Here is an 18,200-nt window from a genome sequence, read left to right on the forward strand (position 1 = left end):
AATGCCTGGCATTCCAGCGGCTGATTCAGGAGGATGGATATGACGTCACTCGAAGCCGGGTCTGTTGAACCTGACAGGAGAGTCGCCGCCACCGTCTATCGCGGCGATGCGGTCGAAAACACCCACGTTGCGCATGTCGCCGTCGTCGATGCCGATGGACGGCTGCTGTACGCGTTTGGCAATCCTTCACGCGTGACGCTCGCCCGATCCGCGGCGAAGCCCGCCCAGGCGCTCGCCGTCATCGAGACCGGGGCGCTCGAGCGTTTTGGGTTGGACGAAGCCGACCTCGCGCTGATGTGCGCCTCGCACAACAGCGAGGAAAGGCACATCGAGCGCACCCGGCAGATGCTGGCGAAAGTTCACGCAAGCGCGGTCGACATGCGCTGCGGCGGCCATCCGCCGCTGTCGGAAGCGGTCTACCGGTCGTGGATCCAGCGCGATTTCGTCCCCGATGCCGTATGCAGCAACTGTTCCGGCAAGCACGTCGGCATGCTGGCCGGCGCACAGGCGATCGGCGCGGCGATAAGGGACTATCAGCTTCCCGACCACCCACTGCAGGTCAGGGTGAAACACACGGTCGCCGAGGTCTGCGATCTTCCCGACGATGGCGTGCAGTGGTCCATCGACGGTTGCAATCTGCCGACGCCCGCGTTCCCGCTCGACCGCCTCGCGCGTCTGTTCGCGAAGCTCGCCGATGCCACCGATGCCACCGATGCCACCGATGCCACCGATGCCACCGCTCGCTCCGCAGTCGCTGTCTCGCCGCGAACGGCCGCGCTCGCGCGAATCTATCGCGCGATGACGGGCTGGCCTGAACTCGTCGGGGGCGAAGGACGTTTCTGTACCGCCTTGATGCAGGCCTTCAATGGTGGCCTTGTCGGGAAAGTCGGCGCTGAGGCGAGCTACGCGATCGGTGTCCGCGCTTCGGATCAGACTGCGAAGCTCGGCTCCCGCGGCGCACTCGGCATAGCGGTGAAGGTCGAGGACGGCAACCCGACGGTCCTGTACGCGATCGTCGCCGAACTGCTCGCGCAACTGGACATCGGAACAGCGGAGCAGCGCGCGCGGCTCGAAGCGTACCGCTCGCCACGGATGCTCAACACGATGGGCATTGAAACCGGACACCTGTCCTGTTCGCTCACGCTCGAGCCGCAGCGTCAATAAAGACGGGGCGCCGACCCGTTCCTTCCCGGGCCGGCGGGACGACGCAGCCTGCATCTATTCGAACCTGAAGCTGCGCGCTGCCTCTCCGAGATAGTCGGCAAAGCGCCCGACGATCGGCTCGACTTCGCCGGCGCGACGCAGCAGCAATACCTGCGATTCGAGCGCATTGTGCGCAAGCGGCCGGTAGCACACCCGCTCGTTGCCGGCCTGCCGCAGCGTGTACGGCACGAGCGCCACGCCCATGCCGAATTCGACCATCGCGGGCGCGCCTTACCTTTCTCCCACCATTCAGGCCTTCAGGGTCGAACCTGAGGCCTCTTCCCGCGACTGCACCTGAAGCACCGCATCGCGCTTGTCCAGCAGGTGCTGCCGAAGGATGGCGCTGAGGCGCTTGCCGTCACGATCGTCGAGCGCTTTCAGCATCTCGTCGTGATCATGAATCGCGCGGTCCCACTTCGGGATCTGGAAGTTCGAACGGAAGCGCAGCGCCTGCAGGCGCCGGTTCACCGCGACATACATCTGCCGCAGTACCGAATTGCGTGCCGCCTCGTTGATCTTGTCGTGTATCGCCTGATTGCGGCTGTAGTAGCCCGCGAGGTCGTTCTGCGCGCGGCAGGCGAGCATCGCGTAATGCAGCGCCTTGATCTCCGCGATCTCCGCAGGCGTGATCCGCTCGCACGCAAGTTCGCCTGAAAACGCCTCCAGCCCGCTCATCAGTTCGAAGGTCTCGCGCAACTCCGCTTCGGACATCTTCGATACCGACGCTCCGCGGTTCGGCCAGATATCGATGAGGCCTTCAGCCGCGAGCACCTTCAGCGCTTCGCGCAGCGGCGTACGCGAGATGCCGAGCGTCTCGCACAGTTCGCGTTCATTGAGCTTCTTGCCCGGTTCGAGCACGCCTTCGACGATGAACCGCCGGATGTGGTCGACCACCGTGTCGTGAAGGCGCTGACGCTCCACCTTCGGCATGAGCGGCGCGAGGCTATTGCCGGATTCAAGGTCCGAATTTTGCATACAAAAATCCGCGAAAAGAGTTCGAGCGCATTTTACCGCAGGTGAGTTGACCGAAGAACATCGAAAAATACAGGGTAAACACCGACTAATTTGCCTTGGATTTTGCCGGTTCAGGTTGATATAGTTTTTTGCATGCAAAATTCAAACGGAGAATTCGCATGCTCAAGTTAGACTTTCATCCCGCCGGCCGGCACTTCCTGCAGATTCCCGGGCCGAGCCCGGTGCCTGACCGCATCCTGAGGGCGATGAGTTATCCGACGATCGACCATCGCGGGCCAGAGTTCGGCGCGTTAGGACTGAAGGTGATCGACGGCATCAAGAAGTTCTTCAAGACACAGCAGCCGGTGGTGATCTACCCGGCGTCGGGCACTGGCGCGTGGGAAGCCGCGCTGTCCAATACGCTGAGCCCGGGCGATACGGTGCTGATGTTCGAGACGGGTCACTTTGCGACGCTCTGGAAGAAGATGGCTGAGAGCCTCGGCCTGAAGCCGGAGTTTCTCGGCCTGCCGGGCATCGAGGGATGGCGGCGCGGCGTCCAGCCACAGATGATCGAAGCGCGCCTGCGTGCCGACACACAGCACACGATCAAGGCGGTGTGCGTCGTGCACAACGAAACCTCGACGGGCGTGACATCGGATATCGCAGCGGTGCGGCGCGCGATCGATGCGGCGGGTCACCCGGCGCTGTTTCTCGTCGACACGATCTCTGGCCTTGCGTGCGCCGATTACCGGCACGACGAGTGGGGCGTGGATGTCACCGTGTCGGGCTCCCAGAAGGGGTTGATGCTGCCGCCGGGCATCAGTTTCAACGCGATTTCGCAGAAGGCGCTTGCCGCGAGTGCGCATGCCAGGTTGCCGCGCAGCTTCTGGGCATGGGGCGAAATCATCGAGATGAACAAGACCGGCTACTGGCCTTACACGCCGAACACGAACCTGCTGTATGGCCTGTCCGAAGCACTGGACATGATTCTCGACGAGGGCCTCGATAACGTGTTCGCGCGCCACGAGCGTCTGGCCGAAGCGTGCCGTCGCGCGGTGCGTGCCTGGGGGCTCGAGATCCAGTGCGCCGATCCTGACGTCTACAGCCCGGTGCTGACCGGCGTGATGATGCCCGAGGGGATCGATGCCGACGCGGTGCGCAAGGTGATCTACGAGCGCTTCGACATGTCGCTTGGCACGGGCCTCGGCAAGATGAAAGGGCGCATGTTCCGCATCGGTCACCTCGGCGACTGCAATGACCTGACGTTGCTCGCGACGCTCGCCGGCTGCGAGATGGGGCTGCAACTGGCGGGCGTGCCGCTTGCGGCAAGCGGGTTGCCGGAGGCCATGGCCTGGCTGACTGCGCAGGCGAAAACCGCATCGCTGAAGGCCGCGGCGTGACCGTCGCGGTTGATCGGGTCACGCCCGGCAAGCGCTTGTCCGCGCACACGCCGGGTGCCGACACGACCGAACCTGCATGAATCAACCCACACCCGGGCATCGACGCGCCACACAAAGAACGCGGCCGCCCGGGCGCGTGGGTCATGAGCCGACCCGCGTGCGCCATCCTGGGCGCGACGTCGCAAGCGCTACGTAACGGAGACAGACGATGAAACGATTTCGCGTCACCAGTGCGGCCAGTATCGTTCTGGTCATGCTCTGCATCATGTACTTCATCACGTACCTGGATCGCGTGAACGTCAGCACCGCGGCAGCCGGGTTCGGCAAGGAGTTCAGTCTTTCGCATACGCAGATTGGCTTTGTGTTCTCGGCCTTTGCCTGGCCATATCTCGTCTTTCAGGTCATCGGTGGCTGGGTAAGCGACCGCTTTGGCGCGAAGCGCACGCTGATCGTCTGCGGCGCGCTGTGGGCGGTCGCGACTTTGCTGACCGGCTTCGCGGGCGGCTTCGTTTCGCTCGTCGCCGCCCGCCTGCTGCTCGGTCTCGGCGAGGGCGCCACGTTCCCGGCGGCGACCGCCGCGATGTCGCGCTGGGTTGCGAAAGAACGGCGGGGTTTCGCCCAGGGCATCACCCACGCGTCGGCGCGCATCGGCAACGCCGTGGCGCCCGCCGCAATCGTGCTGGTGATGGCACGCTATGGGTGGCGCGAATCGTTCTATATCTGCGGCGCGATCAGCCTCGTGTGGGTGGCCGTCTGGTATCTGACCTTCACTGAACATCCGAAGGATCATCCTCGCATTACACCCGAGGAACTCGAAGTGCTTCCCGCGCCGAAGCCCAAAGCGCCGAAGGTGCCGTTTTCGCCGCTCTTCAGGCGCATGCTGCCGGTCACGATCGTCTACTTCTGCTATGGCTGGACCCTGTGGCTGTTTCTAAGCTGGATTCCGCAATATTTTCTGCATAACTATCAGCTCAACCTCACCAAATCCGCTGTGTTCGCGTCCGCCGTGTTTTTTGCGGGCGTGCTGGGCGACACGCTGGGTGGCCTCGTCACCGACAGGATCTTCGAGCGCACCCGCAGCCTGAAACGTGCGCGCAGCTGGATGGTGTCGGTGTGCATGCTGCTGGCGCTGCTGTCGCTTGTGCCGCTGATGTTCACGCACAACGTGTATCTGTCGATGATGTGCCTTTCCGCAGGCTTCTTCTTCTCGGAAATGACGATCGGTCCGATGTGGGCGATTCCGATGGATATCGCGCCGGCATATTCCGGCACCGCGAGCGGCATGATGAACACCGGTTCGGCGCTCGCGGCGATCATCTCGCCGGTGCTGGCGGGCTTTCTGATCGACCGCTTCGGCAGTTGGGAACTGCCATTCGTCGGTAGCATGGCGTTGATGGCAGTCGGTGTCGTCCTCGCGCTGCGCATGCAGCCGGAGAGCCGTTTTGATCTGAAGCCGGATGCCTCCGCTTCGGCGGCTGCCGGACTGGGCGCGAAACCCTGAGGCCGCCGCCATGAACGACGCTATCTCCGGTCTGCCTGTCAAGCCGGTTCATCTCGTGCCGTCGGCGAGCCGTCTCGTGACGCCGCTTGCCCGGCGCCTGCGCGAAGCGCTGCGCGGCGAGGTCCTGTTCGACGCCGCCAGCCGCGGACGCTATGCAACCGACGCATCGATCTACCAGATCATGCCGATCGGCGTCGTCGTGCCGCGCGATCAGGACGACCTTCGCGTGGCGCTCGACGTCGCCCGCAGCGAAAACGCGCCGCTCCTCGCCCGCGGAGCGGGCACGAGCCAGTGCGGCCAGACGGTGGGCGAAGCGCTCGTCGTCGATACGTCGAAGTGGCTCAACAACATCGTCGATTTCGATGCCGCGGCGCGTACCGTCACGGTGGAACCCGGCGTCGTGCTCGATCATCTGAACGCGTGGCTGAAGCCGCACGGGTTGTGGTTCCCCGTCGATGTGTCGACGGGCGCGCAGTGCACGATCGGCGGCATGGCAGGCAACAACTCATGCGGTTCGCGTTCGATCGAATACGGCAACATGGTGCATAACGTCGACGCGATCGACGCCGTGCTCGCCGATGGCAGCGAAGCACGCTTTGCATCGCTGCGCGAGAAGCCGCAGGGCGCGCGCATCAACGAAATTCTCGACGGTCTGCACCGGATCGCCACGCGCGAGCGTGACGAGATCGCCGCGCGCGTGCCGAAGGTGCTACGGCGCGTAGCGGGCTACAACATCGATCTGTTCGACTGTCAGAATCCGCGCGCCTATACCGACGACGGCATCGCGAATCTCGCCCACATCCTGGTTGGCTCGGAGGGCACGCTCGCGTTCAGCCGGCAGCTCAAGCTCCGGCTTGCGCCGTTGCCGAAGCACAAGATGCTCGGCGTCGTGAACTTCCCGACGTTCTATCAGGCGATGGATCTGACGCAGCATATCGTTGGGCTGGCGCCTTCGGCCGTGGAACTGGTCGACCGCACGATGATCGATCTTGCGATGGACAATCCATCGTTCCGTGCAGTGATTGCAAAGGCGCTCGTCGGACAGCCGCAAGCGATCCTGCTGGTCGAGTTCGCAGGCGACGACCGCGCAGAGCAACTTCAGCGGCTCACACGCCTCGTGGAACTGATGGGCGATCTGGGCTTGCCGGGTTCGGTCGTGCAGATGCCCGATGCGGGCGAGCAGAAAGCACTCTGGGACGTCCGCAAGGCGGGCCTGAATATCATGATGAGCATGAAGGGCGACGGCAAGCCCGTGTCGTTCATCGAGGATTGCGCGGTGCCGCTCGAGCATCTCGCCGAATACACGAGCCGGCTCACGGAGGTTTTTCACCAGCACGGCACCGAAGGCACGTGGTATGCGCATGCAAGCGTCGGCACGCTGCATGTGCGACCGATTCTCGACATGCGTCGCGACGGCGCGTCGAAGATGCGCGCCATCGCAGAGCAGGCCGCCGAGCTGGTGCGCGAATACAAGGGCGCATATTCGGGCGAGCACGGCGACGGTCTGTGTCGCGGCGAGTGGGTGGCGTGGCAATACGGTCCGCGCATCAACGAGGCCTTCGGCGAGATCAAGCAGCTCTTCGATCCGGGCAACCGTTTCAATCCCGACAGGATCGTGCGTCCGCCCAGGATGGACGACGCCAGCAATTTTCGCTTTGCGCCAGGCTATCGTGAGAAGCCGTTTGCGACGACGCTCGACTGGTCGGCATGGAATGTCGAACGCGATCCGCTGAGCGGGCGTGAAAGCGCGCCGGGCACCGGCAATGACCTGAGCGGCGGGCTCGCGAAGGCCGTCGAGATGTGCAACAACAACGGTCATTGTCGCAAGTTCGACGCGGGCACGATGTGCCCGAGCTATCGCGTCACCAGGGACGAGCAGCATGTCACGCGGGGGCGGGCCAATACGCTGCGGCTGGCGGTGTCCGGACAACTGGGCACCGACGGGCTCGCGAGCATCGAAGTGAAGGAAGCACTCGATCTGTGCGTGTCGTGCAAGGGCTGCAGACGCGACTGCCCAACCGGTGTCGATATGGCGAAGTTCAAGATCGAGGCGCGTGCCGCGTGGGCGAAGCAACACGGCGTCGGTCTGCGCGAGAAGCTGATCGCGTTCATGCCGCGTTATGCACGCTACGCGAGCCGTGCGCCAGGATTGATGTCGCTTGCCGACCGCCTCCCGGTGCTGTCGAGCCTCGTGAAGCGCACGCTGGGCCTCGCGGTCGAGCGCTCACTGCCGCAGTTTCAACGCTCGTTTCTGGCGGGCGCGGTTTCGGGTCCAGGCGCCGCGACTTCGCCGGGGGCGGTGAAGGAAGTGATGCTGTTCGTCGACACCTTCAACGACACCATCGAGCCCGACAACGCACGTGCGGCCCAGCAGGTGCTCGAAGCGGCGGGCTACAAGGTGCATTTCAACACGCGCACCGGGGAGCGTCCGGTCTGTTGCGGGCGCACCTTCCTCGCCGTGGGGCTGGTCGATGAAGCGAAGCGCGAAGCGCGGCGCATGCTCGATACGTTCAGGCCGTACGCGGAGCGAGGCGTGCCGGTTGTCGGCCTCGAACCGTCGTGCCTGCTGTCCTTGCGCGACGAATTCCTGCAATACGGCTATGGCGACGAGGCCCGTAAACTGTCGAAGCTCGCGTTCCTGTTCGAGGAATTCCTTGTTCGCGAGAAGACAGCCGGGCGTTTCGATCTGCACCTCAAGCCACTCGATGCGCCGCGCGCCTGGGTTCACGGACACTGCCACCAGAAAGCGTTTGACGCCTTCCAGCCCGTGCAGACCGTGCTCGGCTGGATTCCGGGGCTGGAGGTGAAGACGATCGAATCATCATGCTGTGGCATGGCGGGCAGCTTCGGCTACGAGGCCGAGCATTACGCGGCCTCGAAGGCGATGGCGGAACTGTCGCTGTTTCCCGCCGTCAGGCAGGCGCACGCCGGCGATATCGTGGTCGCTGACGGCACCAGCTGCCGTCATCAGATTCACGACGGCACGCAGGTCGAAGCGCTGCACGTCGCGCGGGTGCTGGCGCAGGCGCTTTAGCTGGCCGGCAGATGCATGGGTTGCGTCTGGCGTGACCGGGAAACCGGCCGTCAGCGTCGAAAATCGTTGGCGTCGTCGAGGAGACTGGGGTCCGGTCTACGGGACGCCGAATCCAGCGGATGACGCCGACGGTAATTGATCGCGAGAAACACGGCCATCAGCGTGAGAAAACCGAGAATCAGCAGTGCAGAGTTAAACAGCACGTGCGGATAGCCGAGTTCGCTGACATTGATAAACGGATAGGGGTAGAAGTCCGTCGTGCTGCCACGCCATAGCGTCACGAACAGGTAGCAAAGCGGATAGACGAGCGAGAGCAGGCACTTGCGCAGCGTCAGATGAAAGCGGGGGACGAACAGCACCCAGTACAGCGCTGCCAGCAGCGGAACGACCGTATGCAGGCATTCGTTCAAAAGCGCCCGATAGCCTGATGGGGTCCAGAGATGGCGCAGCAGCACGTTATAGGCGAGCCCCACGAAGACGATATAGACGACGATCGCCGTGACCACCGGAGGCTTGCGAAAGAACCGGCCAGGCAGCGAGTTGGCCCGGATTGCCACGCAGGAAAAACAGATCGCGGTGGCGAGCACCGTCAGGTTCGTCAGATAGCTGCTCATGCGCTCGACCGCGTCGAGCACGCCCAACCCCCGCGACAGCATTCTGTCGATCGTGACGTCGGTCTGCGCAGCAAAGGCGAGCCACGCGATGAGCGCAATCAATGCGGCCATCGAAACGGACGCGATGCTGGGCGTGTGCAGCGGCAGGTCCGGCTCGCGTTGAGGCGGCTGAAGTGAGGGATGGGAAGACATATGGCGATTCTATACGGCGCAACCCGCTCCCGCGGCGCGGCACGCATCTGCTAATAACTGTTACGACCAGGTCATATTCGTTGAAAGTCTGACAGTGCGCGCGGTTCCAGCCGCTCACGACAGCCTTCACGGGCGGCGCAACGACACCGGAGACGCAGCAGGGCGCTTACCGGCCGTAGCGAAGCACGATGCTGGTCGAGGCGAGTACGTGGCCTTTCATCGCAGCCAGCAGGGCGTCGCGGGTCAGGCCTGCGGGTAATGCGTCGGGCACGAGATCGAGCGCGTAGGCCTGCACGACGTAGTGATGCGCGATCTCGCCGACCGTCGGGCATGGCCCGTGGTAGTCCATGTGTCCGGTGACATTGGTCCCGGTGACGCTGCCTGCCGGCACTGCGCCTTCCGCAAGCGCAGGGGTCGAGGCCGGAATGCCATACAGCAGCCAGTGCACGACGCCGAAACCCTTCGCGCCATCCGGATCGAAAATGGTGATCGCAAAGCTCTTCGTGCCGGCGGGCGCGTTGTGCCATTGCAGTGCGGGCGAAACATTCTTGCCGCCGCAGTTCTGCGTATCGGCGGCGTGGTTCGAATCGAGCGTAGCGCCGTCGGCCAAACCCGGCGACGACAGCTGAAAGGCATCGGCCGCAGCCGCGATCGCGCTGGCCGCACTGAGCGTCATCGCAACAGACACACCGCCGCAAAGCAGCAGGCGTCGGGCCGTGCGTGTGGTTTTGTCGCGGAACATAGGTGGTTGTCCTTGTCGTCAGGTGGATGGCCGGAAAGCAGCGCAGGTCGGGGTCCGGAAAGCGACGCCACGCTGCGTGACTCTGCAACGTGACCGTGGAGGAACAATAGAGTTTGACACATGGCGCCCCATAAAATCAGGAGCCTGGCGACACACGCGCACTCACTTCAGAGAAGTAAGGCGGCGCAACGCATCCTGCACTTAAGTGTGCCTACTGATGGATCAGCACTCTCCCGTGAGACTGTTCGCATGGCGGTTGGCGCGGCGAAAGCCCTCGACGTGCAGATCACGGGCATTCACGTTATTCCGGAATTCCATCTGCTGACGCACGACGCCGAAATGCTTGCCGACACGCCGACTGACCACTCCCGGCACGCGAGGAATCACGCCGAAAAATATCTGGCTTTCGTCATACAGGTCGCGACGGACGCCGACGTGCTGTGCGCGACGACCTGGGTCGTGAGCGACCATCCGTATCAGCCGATCATGCCGAGCACACGCAACGTCCTATGCCTGCTGCAAAATCTCCATTGCACGAATCGTGTCACCCAGCGTGTCCATTGCCAGGTAGGCCACGAACTGTGTGCCGACAGCGGCAGCCGAAACACCGCGAAGGTTGATTCCCCCGGCAGCCAACTTTTGGGTCAACTCTGCAATGATGCCCGGCCGGTCGGTGCCCATCACCCGCACTGAGTGAAGGCTCGGGGTGACGTTGAACCCTACCTCCGAGGCGGCGCGGATTTCCCGGTCGTTCTGAAGCGGCGCGAGAAACACGACTGCCTTCCCGGGTGCTTCCGCAGTTCGACGGGAGACGATGAATTGCAGGTTCGCTCCGGCGTCTCGCAGGACACTTAACACCTCGGCAAGACCGCCGGGCCTGTCCTCGATGGTGGCCGCCCATACATCGACACGTTCAACGAGCAGATCCATGGCGCCTCTCCCGTTTGATGAACCTCAATGAAAATCTAGTTCATGGCTGACCGACCGGCAAGTCAATGGGCGTCGTCGCGCTAACGCCATTGGCCCTCGAGACGCAGCTCTTTGACAGGGAATACGTTGCTTGGCATTGCATCCGCCCTGGCCTTAAATTCGTTATGCAGCGCACGGACTGTCGCGCCTGGTGCCTGGACCCATGAGACAAGGTCAAAAGACGCGCTGCCGCGGGTGGCGTTGGACACCTCGTGTCCCAGGGCACCTGGAAGCAAGGAGGAACTGTCATGCCACGAGACAAGTCATCGCGCCGCGCTTCCGCGGAGCAACAAACGGCCGAGGTTTCCGAGGCGCAGATCGCCGTGCACTGGCCCGAAGAGGATTATTTCCCGCCGCCCGCCTCGTTCATCGCCCAAGCCAATCTGACAGACGCGGGAGTGTTCGCACGTTTCTCTCTCGACAAATTCCCCGAGTGCTTCAAGGAGTTCGCGGACCTTCTCGACTGGTACAAGTACTGGGACACGATGTTTGACGCGAGCAATCCTCCGTTCTGGCGCTGGTTCGTCGGTGGACGGATCAATGCCTGCCACAACTGCGTGGATCGTCACCTCGCCGCCTACCGGAACAAGGCCGCGATCCATTTCGTGCCAGAGCCCGAGGACGAAACGGCCCAGCACGTCACCTACCAGGAACTTTATGTCCGCGTAAACGAGTTCGCGGCCATGCTACGAGACTACTGCGGCCTGAAAGCCGGTGACCGGGTTACTCTCCATATGCCTATGGTGGCGGAGCTGCCCATCACGATGCTCGCGTGCGCCCGGCTCGGGGTGATTCACTCGCAGGTATTTAGCGGCTTCAGCGGCGCGGCCTGCGCCGACCGCATCCTGGATTCCGAGAGCCGTCTGCTGATTACGATGGACGCTTACTGGCGTGGCGGCAAGCTGATCGATCACAAGGAAAAAGCCGACACCGCGTTCGCCGAAGCTGTCGAGAAGGGGCACCGGGCCGAGAAGGTTCTGATCTGGCAGCGGTATCCAGGCAAGTATTCGAGTCCGACGAAGCTCGTGGAAGAACGCGATGTCATCGTCAACGATGCCCTCAAGGCGTTCCGCGGCATACGCGTCGAGCCCGTGCAGATGCCCGCTGAGGCACCGCTATTCCTCATGTATTCGAGCGGCACCACGGGGCGCCCCAAGGGGTGCCAACACTCCATCGGAGGCTACCTCGCCTACGTCGCGTGGACATCGAAATACATCCAGGACATCCACCCCGAGGACGTGTATTGGTGTATGGCCGACATCGGCTGGATTACCGGCCACTCCTACATTGTCTACGGCCCGCTCGCGCTCGCAGCCTCGTCGGTCGTGTACGAAGGGGTGCCCGTCTACCCCGATGCCGGGCGCCCCTGGCGAATTGCCGAAAACCTCGGCGTCAACATCTTCCACACGTCGCCGACTGCGATCCGCGCACTGCGGCGCAGCGGTCCGGACGAACCCGCGAAGTACAGCTATCACTTCAAGCACATGACGACCGTGGGCGAACCCATCGAGCCCGAAGTCTGGAAGTGGTATCACCGGTCTGTCGGGAAGGGTGAGGCCGTCATTGTCGACACGTGGTGGCAAACTGAAACGGGCGGGTTCCTTTGCAGCACGGTGCCGGCGTTGCACAAGATGAAGCCCGGCAGTGCCGGTCCGGGAATACCTGGCATTCATCCGGTGATTTACGACGACGACGGTAATGAGCTTGCACGCGGTTCCGGCAAGGCGGGCAACATCTGTATTCTCAATCCGTGGCCCGGCGCGTTTCAGACCATCTGGAAGGCCCCGGAGCGCTACGTGAAAACGTACTATGCCCGCTACTGCCGGGATCCCAGGAGCAAAGACTGGCGCGACTGGCCCTACATGGCGGGAGACGGTGCTGTCGATGCTGCGGACGGCTACTTCCGGATTCTCGGCCGCATTGACGACGTGATCAACGTCGCCGGCCATCGCCTCGGTACCAAAGAAATCGAGTCAGCCGCCCTGCTTGTCCCCGAAGTCGTCGAAGCGGCTGTCGTGCCGGTCGCCGACGAGATCAAGGGCAGAGTGCCCGAACTGTATGTTTCGTTAAAGCCCGGAGTGGAGGCTTCGGAAGATGTTGCAAAGCAGGTCACAAACTCGGTGGTCGATCGGATCGGAGCCATCGCGAAGCCGCATCGGGTGGTCATTGTTCCGGACATGCCCAAGACCCGGTCGGGCAAGATCATGCGGCGCGTGCTCGCGGCACTTTCAAACCATCAGGACCCCGGAGACGTATCCACGCTGGCTAACCCCGAGGTCGTTGACAGTCTGCGGAAGCTCGTGAAGTAATGGGGGGCTACGTCCATGATCATCACGCGGCGCGCGGCGGGCGGGCGGCCATCGGGCGCCGCAGCCGTCGTTACCCATGTGACGATAGTCGTATTCGCTGTCGGATCGTAGCCCATGAATGTATCGAAACCGGGTATTTCGCCCGTGTGCCCATAGAGGCAAAGCCTGACACGCCAACGACGGATTACTGAGCGGAGCAGCCACCTGAGTGTCCGAATGACAGTACCCGCGAATGACACTTCCTGGCCGACCGCTGCCCGATGTGCTCGGCAGTCCGTCACATTGCCACAGAGCGGACAATCAGGATGGCGAACCAGTTGTCATCGCAATCGTGCCAGTTGCCTGTTCGTCGGCTAGTCAGGAAAATGGAAAAGCAATCGGTCACGCAGGCCATCATACGGGGCAAACGTATCGTGGCAGGTCGCTCGGTCCGTTCGGCAAGTTACGATCCGCACACATTTTCGCCCTGGCGCCCGCGGATGAGCGGAGTGGCAGCTTCATCATCGGCTGTGAGCAGGTTTGCTCCCACGAGCTTTTCATTACACACAGCTTCAGCCAGGCTCCGACCTCGATTCCGCGTGAGCCATCGGATAGGCCACACCCGAGCGGTCTGATCCGCGGACGCGGTCACCACCCGCTGGCCGTCCGGGCTGAAGGCGGCGGAGCCAACTGCCCCCTGATGCCCGCTGAGCTGCGCGATCACCTGGCCAGTCGCCGCGTCCCACACCCGCGCGGTCTGATCCGCGGACGCGGTCACCACCCGCTGGCCGTCGGGGCTGAAGGCGGCGGAACCAACTGCCCCCCGATGCCCGCTGAGCTGGGTGATCTGTTTGCCCGTGGCGGCGTTCCACACCCGCGCGGTCCTGTCGGCGGACGCGGTCACCACCCGCTGGCTGTCCGGGCTGAAGGCGGCGGAAAATACTGACCCCTGATGCCCGCTGAACTGGGCGATCTGTTTGCCCGTGGCCGCGTCCCACACCCGCGCGGTCTGATCCCCGGACGTGGTCACCACCCGCTGGCCGTCCGGGCTGAAGGCGGCGGAATCAACCGGCTCCTGATGCCCGCTGAGCAGCAAGATCTGTTTGCCCGTGGCCGCGTCCCACACCCGCGCGGTCCCATCCCACGACGCGGTCACCACCCGCTGGCCGTCCGGGCTGTAGGCGACGGAATCAACCGGCTCCTGATGCCCGCTGAGCAGCAAGATCTGTTTGCCCGTGGCCGCGTCCCATACCCGCGCGGTCCTGTCGGCGGACGCGGTCACCACCCGCTGGCTGTCCGGGCTGAAGGCGGCGGAGTAAACCCACCCCTGATGCCCGCCGAGCTGCGCGATCTGCTTGCCCGTGGCCGCGTCCCACACCCGCGCGGTCTGATCCCTGGACGTGGTTACCACCCGCTGGCCGTCCGGGCTGAAGGCGGCGGAAAAAACTGCCCCCTGATGTCCGCTGAGCTGTGCAATCTGTTTGCCCGTGGCTACGTCCCACACCCGCGCGGTCCTATCACGGGACGCAGTCACCACCCGCTGGCCGTCCGGGCTGAAGGCGGCGGAAACAACCGACTCCTGATGCCCTCTGAGCAGCAAGATACCCATCGCCGCGTCCCACGCGCGCGCGGTCCGATCCACGGACACGGTCACCACCCGCTGACCGTCCGGGCTGAAGGCGGCGGAGTTCACCGGCCCCTGATGTCCGGTGAGCTGCGCGATCACCTGGCCGGTCGCCGCATCCCACAGCCGCGCGGTCTTGTCATCGGACGCGGTCACCACGCGCCGGCCGTCCGGGCTGAAGGCGGCGGAGCTCACCGGTCCCTGATGCCCGGTGAGCTGCGCGATTACCTGGCCGGTTGCCGCATCCCACAGCCGCGCGGTCGTGTCATCGGATGCGGTCACGACGCGCCGGCCGTCCGGGCTGAAGGCGGCGGAGAACACCGGTCCCTGGTGCCTGGTGAGCGCCGCGATCACCCGGCCGGTCGCCGCATCCCACAGCCGCGCGGTCTTGTCATCGGACGCGGTCACCACCCGCTGGCCGTCCGGGCTGAAGGCGGCGGATAAGACCGGTCCCTGATGCCCGCTGAGCTGCGCAATCACCTGGCCGCTCGCTGCATCCCACACCCGCGCGGTCCTGTCCGAAGACGCGGTCACCACGCGCCGGCCGTCCGGGCTGAAGGCGGCGGAGAACACCGGTCCCTGATGCCCGCTGAGCTGCGCAATCACCTTGCCGCTCGCCGCGTCCCACACCCGCGCGGTCCTGTCCGCGGACGCGGTCACCACCCACAGGCCGTCCGGGCTGAAGGCGGCGGAATAAACCAGATCCTGATGCCCGCTGAGCTGCACAATCTGTTTGCCCGTAGCCGCGTCCCACACACGCGCGGTCCGATCCCGGGACGCGGTCACCACATGCTGACCGCCCGGGCTGAAGGTCGCGGAATAAACCCACCCCTGATGCCCGCTGAGCAGCGCGATCTGCTTGCCCGTAGCCGCGTCCCACACACGCGCGGTCCTGTCCCAGGACGCGGTCGCCACCCGCTTGCCGTCCGGGCTGAAGACGGCGGAATCAACCGCATCCTGATGCCCGCTGAGCAACGCAGTTTGCATTGATGCCTGCGCGCCACGCATGAGTTCCAACTCTGCTTCTACCGATTCCGGCGAGAGCCAACTCTTCCCCATCGCCAGCATGGCGAAGCGCATTCCGCGGTCATAAATTCCCGCGTCGTTCGCCGTCGTCGCGGCCGACGCCAACACAAGGGAAGTCTGGCGTGCGACCGCCCGAGTCTGCTGAATGATCCACCCACCTGTCACAAGCAGAATGAACGCGATTACGCCCGTCAATACCTGGATGCGTCGCTGCGTGCGCCCTGTCCGTGCCTGTTCTTCCTTGACTTGGGCTTGCTCCTCAGCGATTTGTCGCAACTGCGACTCGCGCCCGGCGCGTGCGACCTCCTCACGCCCGCGACAAGCCCGTAAATAGGAAAGGCCATCCGCGCCCAGCAGTCGTTCGAAGTCCGAACGCTGCAGGAGTGCTTCTGCGCCCGACAGCCGCTCGCCGGAGTGGGCGAGCCAGGCCGCCCCCCGCTCGTTCTTTTGCCACTCCTGCGCAGTTCGCTGCACGGCGTCGACTGTCTTGAGTGCATCTGCGTTCACGTCCAGCCAGGTGGTAAGGGTAGGCCACTGCCGTAACACCGCCTCGTGCGCGACTTCAACGATTGTGACCTCCTCATTGCCAGCTTCGACCTTGCGCCGGTCTCGCAACAGCAGTCGATGCCGGATGAGACGCTCCAGGACCGCATGCGCCGCCTCGGGAAGCTCATCCCAACGCGCCACGCGTCGCTTGCGCTCCTCCGTCAGCGGATCGACGCGCGCGAGCCATGGGATGAAGCCCTCGCGCAGCAGACGCTCGCGCTCAGCCTTATCTGCTGGAACGGCGGGCTCCCGGCCCGGATCAACAAATGCCGATTCGACCGCCGCCTCAATGGATCCTCGCACGCCCCCGAGCGCCTCATAGTCGTCCACGCGGAGATTTCCGGCGCCGCCATAGTCGGCAAATAGCCGCTCGAGCGTAAAGGCGAGCAACGGCAGCGCGTCCACCCCTTCAGCTTCCTGTAGAAGCCGCTCGGTCAGCGCTGGCTGGACCATCAGCTTGTGCCCGGCGGCGGTCGCCCGCGCGGCAGGCCCCTCGATCACGGCCTTGAATCCGGCACGCTCCATCGGAGGGAGGCTGAAGACACGCGGTGATATGCCGCTCAGCGCCGGGGCGGTTTGCAACTGCTCGTAAGCGTCTGTGCGGATCGCCACAACCGCAAGCGCACGCTGCCGTTTGTCGATCGTTTTGATCCCCCCGTTTTTTGCCGTGGCGAGCGTCTGGGCAAGCAGGGACAGGAAGCGCGAAGATTCCTCTTCGCCTTCTGCGCTGAACAGTTCCTCGCCCTGGTCGACGCAGACCAGAACGGTCGGCGCAACGGCATCTGACTCGAGTCGCGAGCAGTGCAGCGTTTGAAGTTGGCCAAGCAGTTGCTCAAATCCACCCGGAGTCTGCACTGCCTGACGGATCTCGGCGCGCGCCTTGGGCACACCGTGTTCCTGAAAGGCCAGCTCAAGACTGACGACGAGTCCCGTGGCGCCGGTAAGAACAGCCCGCTCTGGCCGGATCACTGGAAGCGGCAAAAAATTTCGGTCATCGCGCTTCAAGCGCGGCCACAGGCCTGCCCGCAGGAAGGACGACTTGCCCGCGCCGGATGCGCCGAGGATGACCAGCATCCGTTCGATCCCCTGTTCGCGGACACTGCGCAGCGTATCGAGCCCGCGCACGATCGCGGCGTCCCGACCAAAGAACACAGCCGCATCATCGGCCTCCAACGCTCTCAGTCCCGGATAAGGGGGCCGCTTGACATCGTTAGCCGGCGGCCAGGGAAAGCTCGAAGGATCGAGCCCGGCTCGTCGTAGCCCAAGCTTGAGCCGGGAAAGCCCCGCTTCGGCGAAAGAGACTTCAGTCTCCGGGACGAGCGGGTCATGCAGGACCCGGAAACTCTGGCGTTGAGCCCCGGCGACGAGGTCACAGAGTTGCCATTCCGCCGTCATCTCTTTCGGCAAGGCGTCGAGCGGTGCCGCCTCGACAAGCACGCCGAAGATTGTCTTGCCCAGAAATCTGGCAAGGTTAAACTCGGCCAGGCACGAGCGAGAGTCGCACCACGCGGGTGAAATCAGAAACAACACGGCCTCGCAGCGGTCAGCCGCAGCCTTGAGCGCTTCCTGCCAGTGTTCACCAGGGGCCAGCCCCTTGACTGGCTCAAGGTCCAGGAAGTAGTCATTCCAGCCGTTATCGGCAAGCCAGCGTCCGATCGCGAGCGCGAGAGCGTTATTCGCGCTGGAGTGGCTGATGAAGATCCTGGACATCACGCTGCCTCCTTTTGCTTTTTCTGCAATGTTTGCGCGCGATCGGTCGTTGGCACGCGAACAGGCGCCAGCGAACTGCATTATAGGAAGTGACTTGTCTCCGAATGGCAACCTCCGTTTCGGAGGCGGGTCGAGGTTTCGTGTGAACTGTCCGGGCAACCGGCAAGGACCAGAATGCGTTTTACATACAGGTCGATAGTGCATGGCGTTGTGTCGTGCCACGCCAGCGCTCGGGCAATGGCTTTCGCTGTTGGAGTCGATGGATAGAAGCGACGGCGTAAACATTCGCACCCGAGGCTTGTTTTGTGCGCAACCGGAACTACGATAAGAAGGCAGAAGAACACTTATTCGACGAATGCCTCCGAATTCAATGAACGGCTAAACACGCAGACGAAGT

The 18,200-nt window shown here is 63.7% G+C and carries 11 protein-coding genes and 1 pseudogene; 6 read left to right on the plus strand and 6 right to left on the minus strand.

Features of this window, described 5'->3' with window-relative positions:
• The first annotated feature begins 39 nt into the window (after positions 1 to 39).
• The gene (locus B0G77_RS22165; protein WP_133664285.1) at positions 40 to 1,164 is read left to right on the plus strand and encodes an asparaginase; all 1,125 of its coding nucleotides are present in this window, start codon (positions 40 to 42) and stop codon (positions 1,162 to 1,164) included.
• A 54-nt stretch (positions 1,165 to 1,218) separates the two neighbouring features.
• Here the strand turns inward: B0G77_RS22165 and B0G77_RS22170 are convergent, their stop codons facing one another.
• Positions 1,219 to 1,422 carry a hypothetical protein gene (locus tag B0G77_RS22170; protein ID WP_133664286.1) on the minus strand — a complete coding sequence of 68 codons (204 nt, stop codon included), beginning with the start codon at positions 1,420 to 1,422 and terminating at the stop codon, positions 1,219 to 1,221.
• Positions 1,423 to 1,452: 30 nt separating this feature from the next.
• Complete coding sequence (locus B0G77_RS22175) at positions 1,453 to 2,178, minus strand: GntR family transcriptional regulator (RefSeq protein WP_133664287.1); 726 nt, start codon at positions 2,176 to 2,178, stop codon at positions 1,453 to 1,455.
• 158 nt (positions 2,179 to 2,336) lie between these two features.
• Between B0G77_RS22175 and B0G77_RS22180 the strand changes: the two genes are divergently transcribed.
• The 3 genes from B0G77_RS22180 (at position 2,337) to B0G77_RS22190 (ending at position 8,092) form a co-directional block, all read left to right on the plus strand.
• On the plus strand, positions 2,337 to 3,557 hold the full coding sequence (locus B0G77_RS22180) for an aminotransferase class V-fold PLP-dependent enzyme (protein WP_133664288.1): 1,221 nt from the start codon (positions 2,337 to 2,339) through the stop codon (positions 3,555 to 3,557).
• A gap of 208 nt (positions 3,558 to 3,765) precedes the next feature.
• Entirely contained in the window at positions 3,766 to 5,058 is a 1,293-nt protein-coding gene (locus tag B0G77_RS22185; protein ID WP_133664289.1) for an MFS transporter, read from the plus strand.
• Positions 5,059 to 5,068: 10 nt separating this feature from the next.
• Positions 5,069 to 8,092: an FAD-binding and (Fe-S)-binding domain-containing protein gene (locus B0G77_RS22190; RefSeq protein ID WP_133664290.1), complete on the plus strand. Its 3,024-nt coding sequence runs from the start codon at positions 5,069 to 5,071 to the stop codon at positions 8,090 to 8,092.
• 50 nt (positions 8,093 to 8,142) lie between these two features.
• Here B0G77_RS22190 and B0G77_RS22195 read toward each other — a convergent pair whose 3' ends face one another.
• On the minus strand, positions 8,143 to 8,898 hold the full coding sequence (locus tag B0G77_RS22195) for a Pr6Pr family membrane protein (RefSeq protein WP_133664291.1): 756 nt from the start codon (positions 8,896 to 8,898) through the stop codon (positions 8,143 to 8,145).
• A 166-nt stretch (positions 8,899 to 9,064) separates the two neighbouring features.
• The gene (locus tag B0G77_RS22200) at positions 9,065 to 9,640 is read right to left on the minus strand and encodes a YbhB/YbcL family Raf kinase inhibitor-like protein (RefSeq protein ID WP_243751161.1); all 576 of its coding nucleotides are present in this window, start codon (positions 9,638 to 9,640) and stop codon (positions 9,065 to 9,067) included.
• A gap of 249 nt (positions 9,641 to 9,889) precedes the next feature.
• Between B0G77_RS22200 and B0G77_RS45565 the strand changes: the two are divergent.
• Positions 9,890 to 10,054: pseudogene (locus B0G77_RS45565) on the plus strand (universal stress protein); the annotation flags it as partial.
• A 93-nt stretch (positions 10,055 to 10,147) separates the two neighbouring features.
• Here the strand turns inward: B0G77_RS45565 and B0G77_RS22210 are convergent.
• The gene (locus B0G77_RS22210; RefSeq protein ID WP_133664292.1) at positions 10,148 to 10,570 is read right to left on the minus strand and encodes an ACT domain-containing protein; all 423 of its coding nucleotides are present in this window, start codon (positions 10,568 to 10,570) and stop codon (positions 10,148 to 10,150) included.
• 287 nt (positions 10,571 to 10,857) lie between these two features.
• On the opposite strand from B0G77_RS22210, the gene acs reads away from it, so the two are divergent.
• Entirely contained in the window at positions 10,858 to 12,918 is a 2,061-nt protein-coding gene (gene acs / locus B0G77_RS22215; protein WP_133664293.1) for an acetate--CoA ligase, read from the plus strand.
• A gap of 442 nt (positions 12,919 to 13,360) precedes the next feature.
• Here the strand turns inward: acs and B0G77_RS22225 are convergent, their stop codons facing one another.
• Positions 13,361 to 17,884 carry a PQQ-binding-like beta-propeller repeat protein gene (locus B0G77_RS22225; protein WP_133664294.1) on the minus strand — a complete coding sequence of 1,508 codons (4,524 nt, stop codon included), beginning with the start codon at positions 17,882 to 17,884 and terminating at the stop codon, positions 13,361 to 13,363.
• Positions 17,885 to 18,200: the final 316 nt, after the last annotated feature.

Source organism: Paraburkholderia sp. BL10I2N1 (assembly GCF_004361815.1).
In the GTDB taxonomy this organism is placed as follows: domain Bacteria; phylum Pseudomonadota; class Gammaproteobacteria; order Burkholderiales; family Burkholderiaceae; genus Paraburkholderia.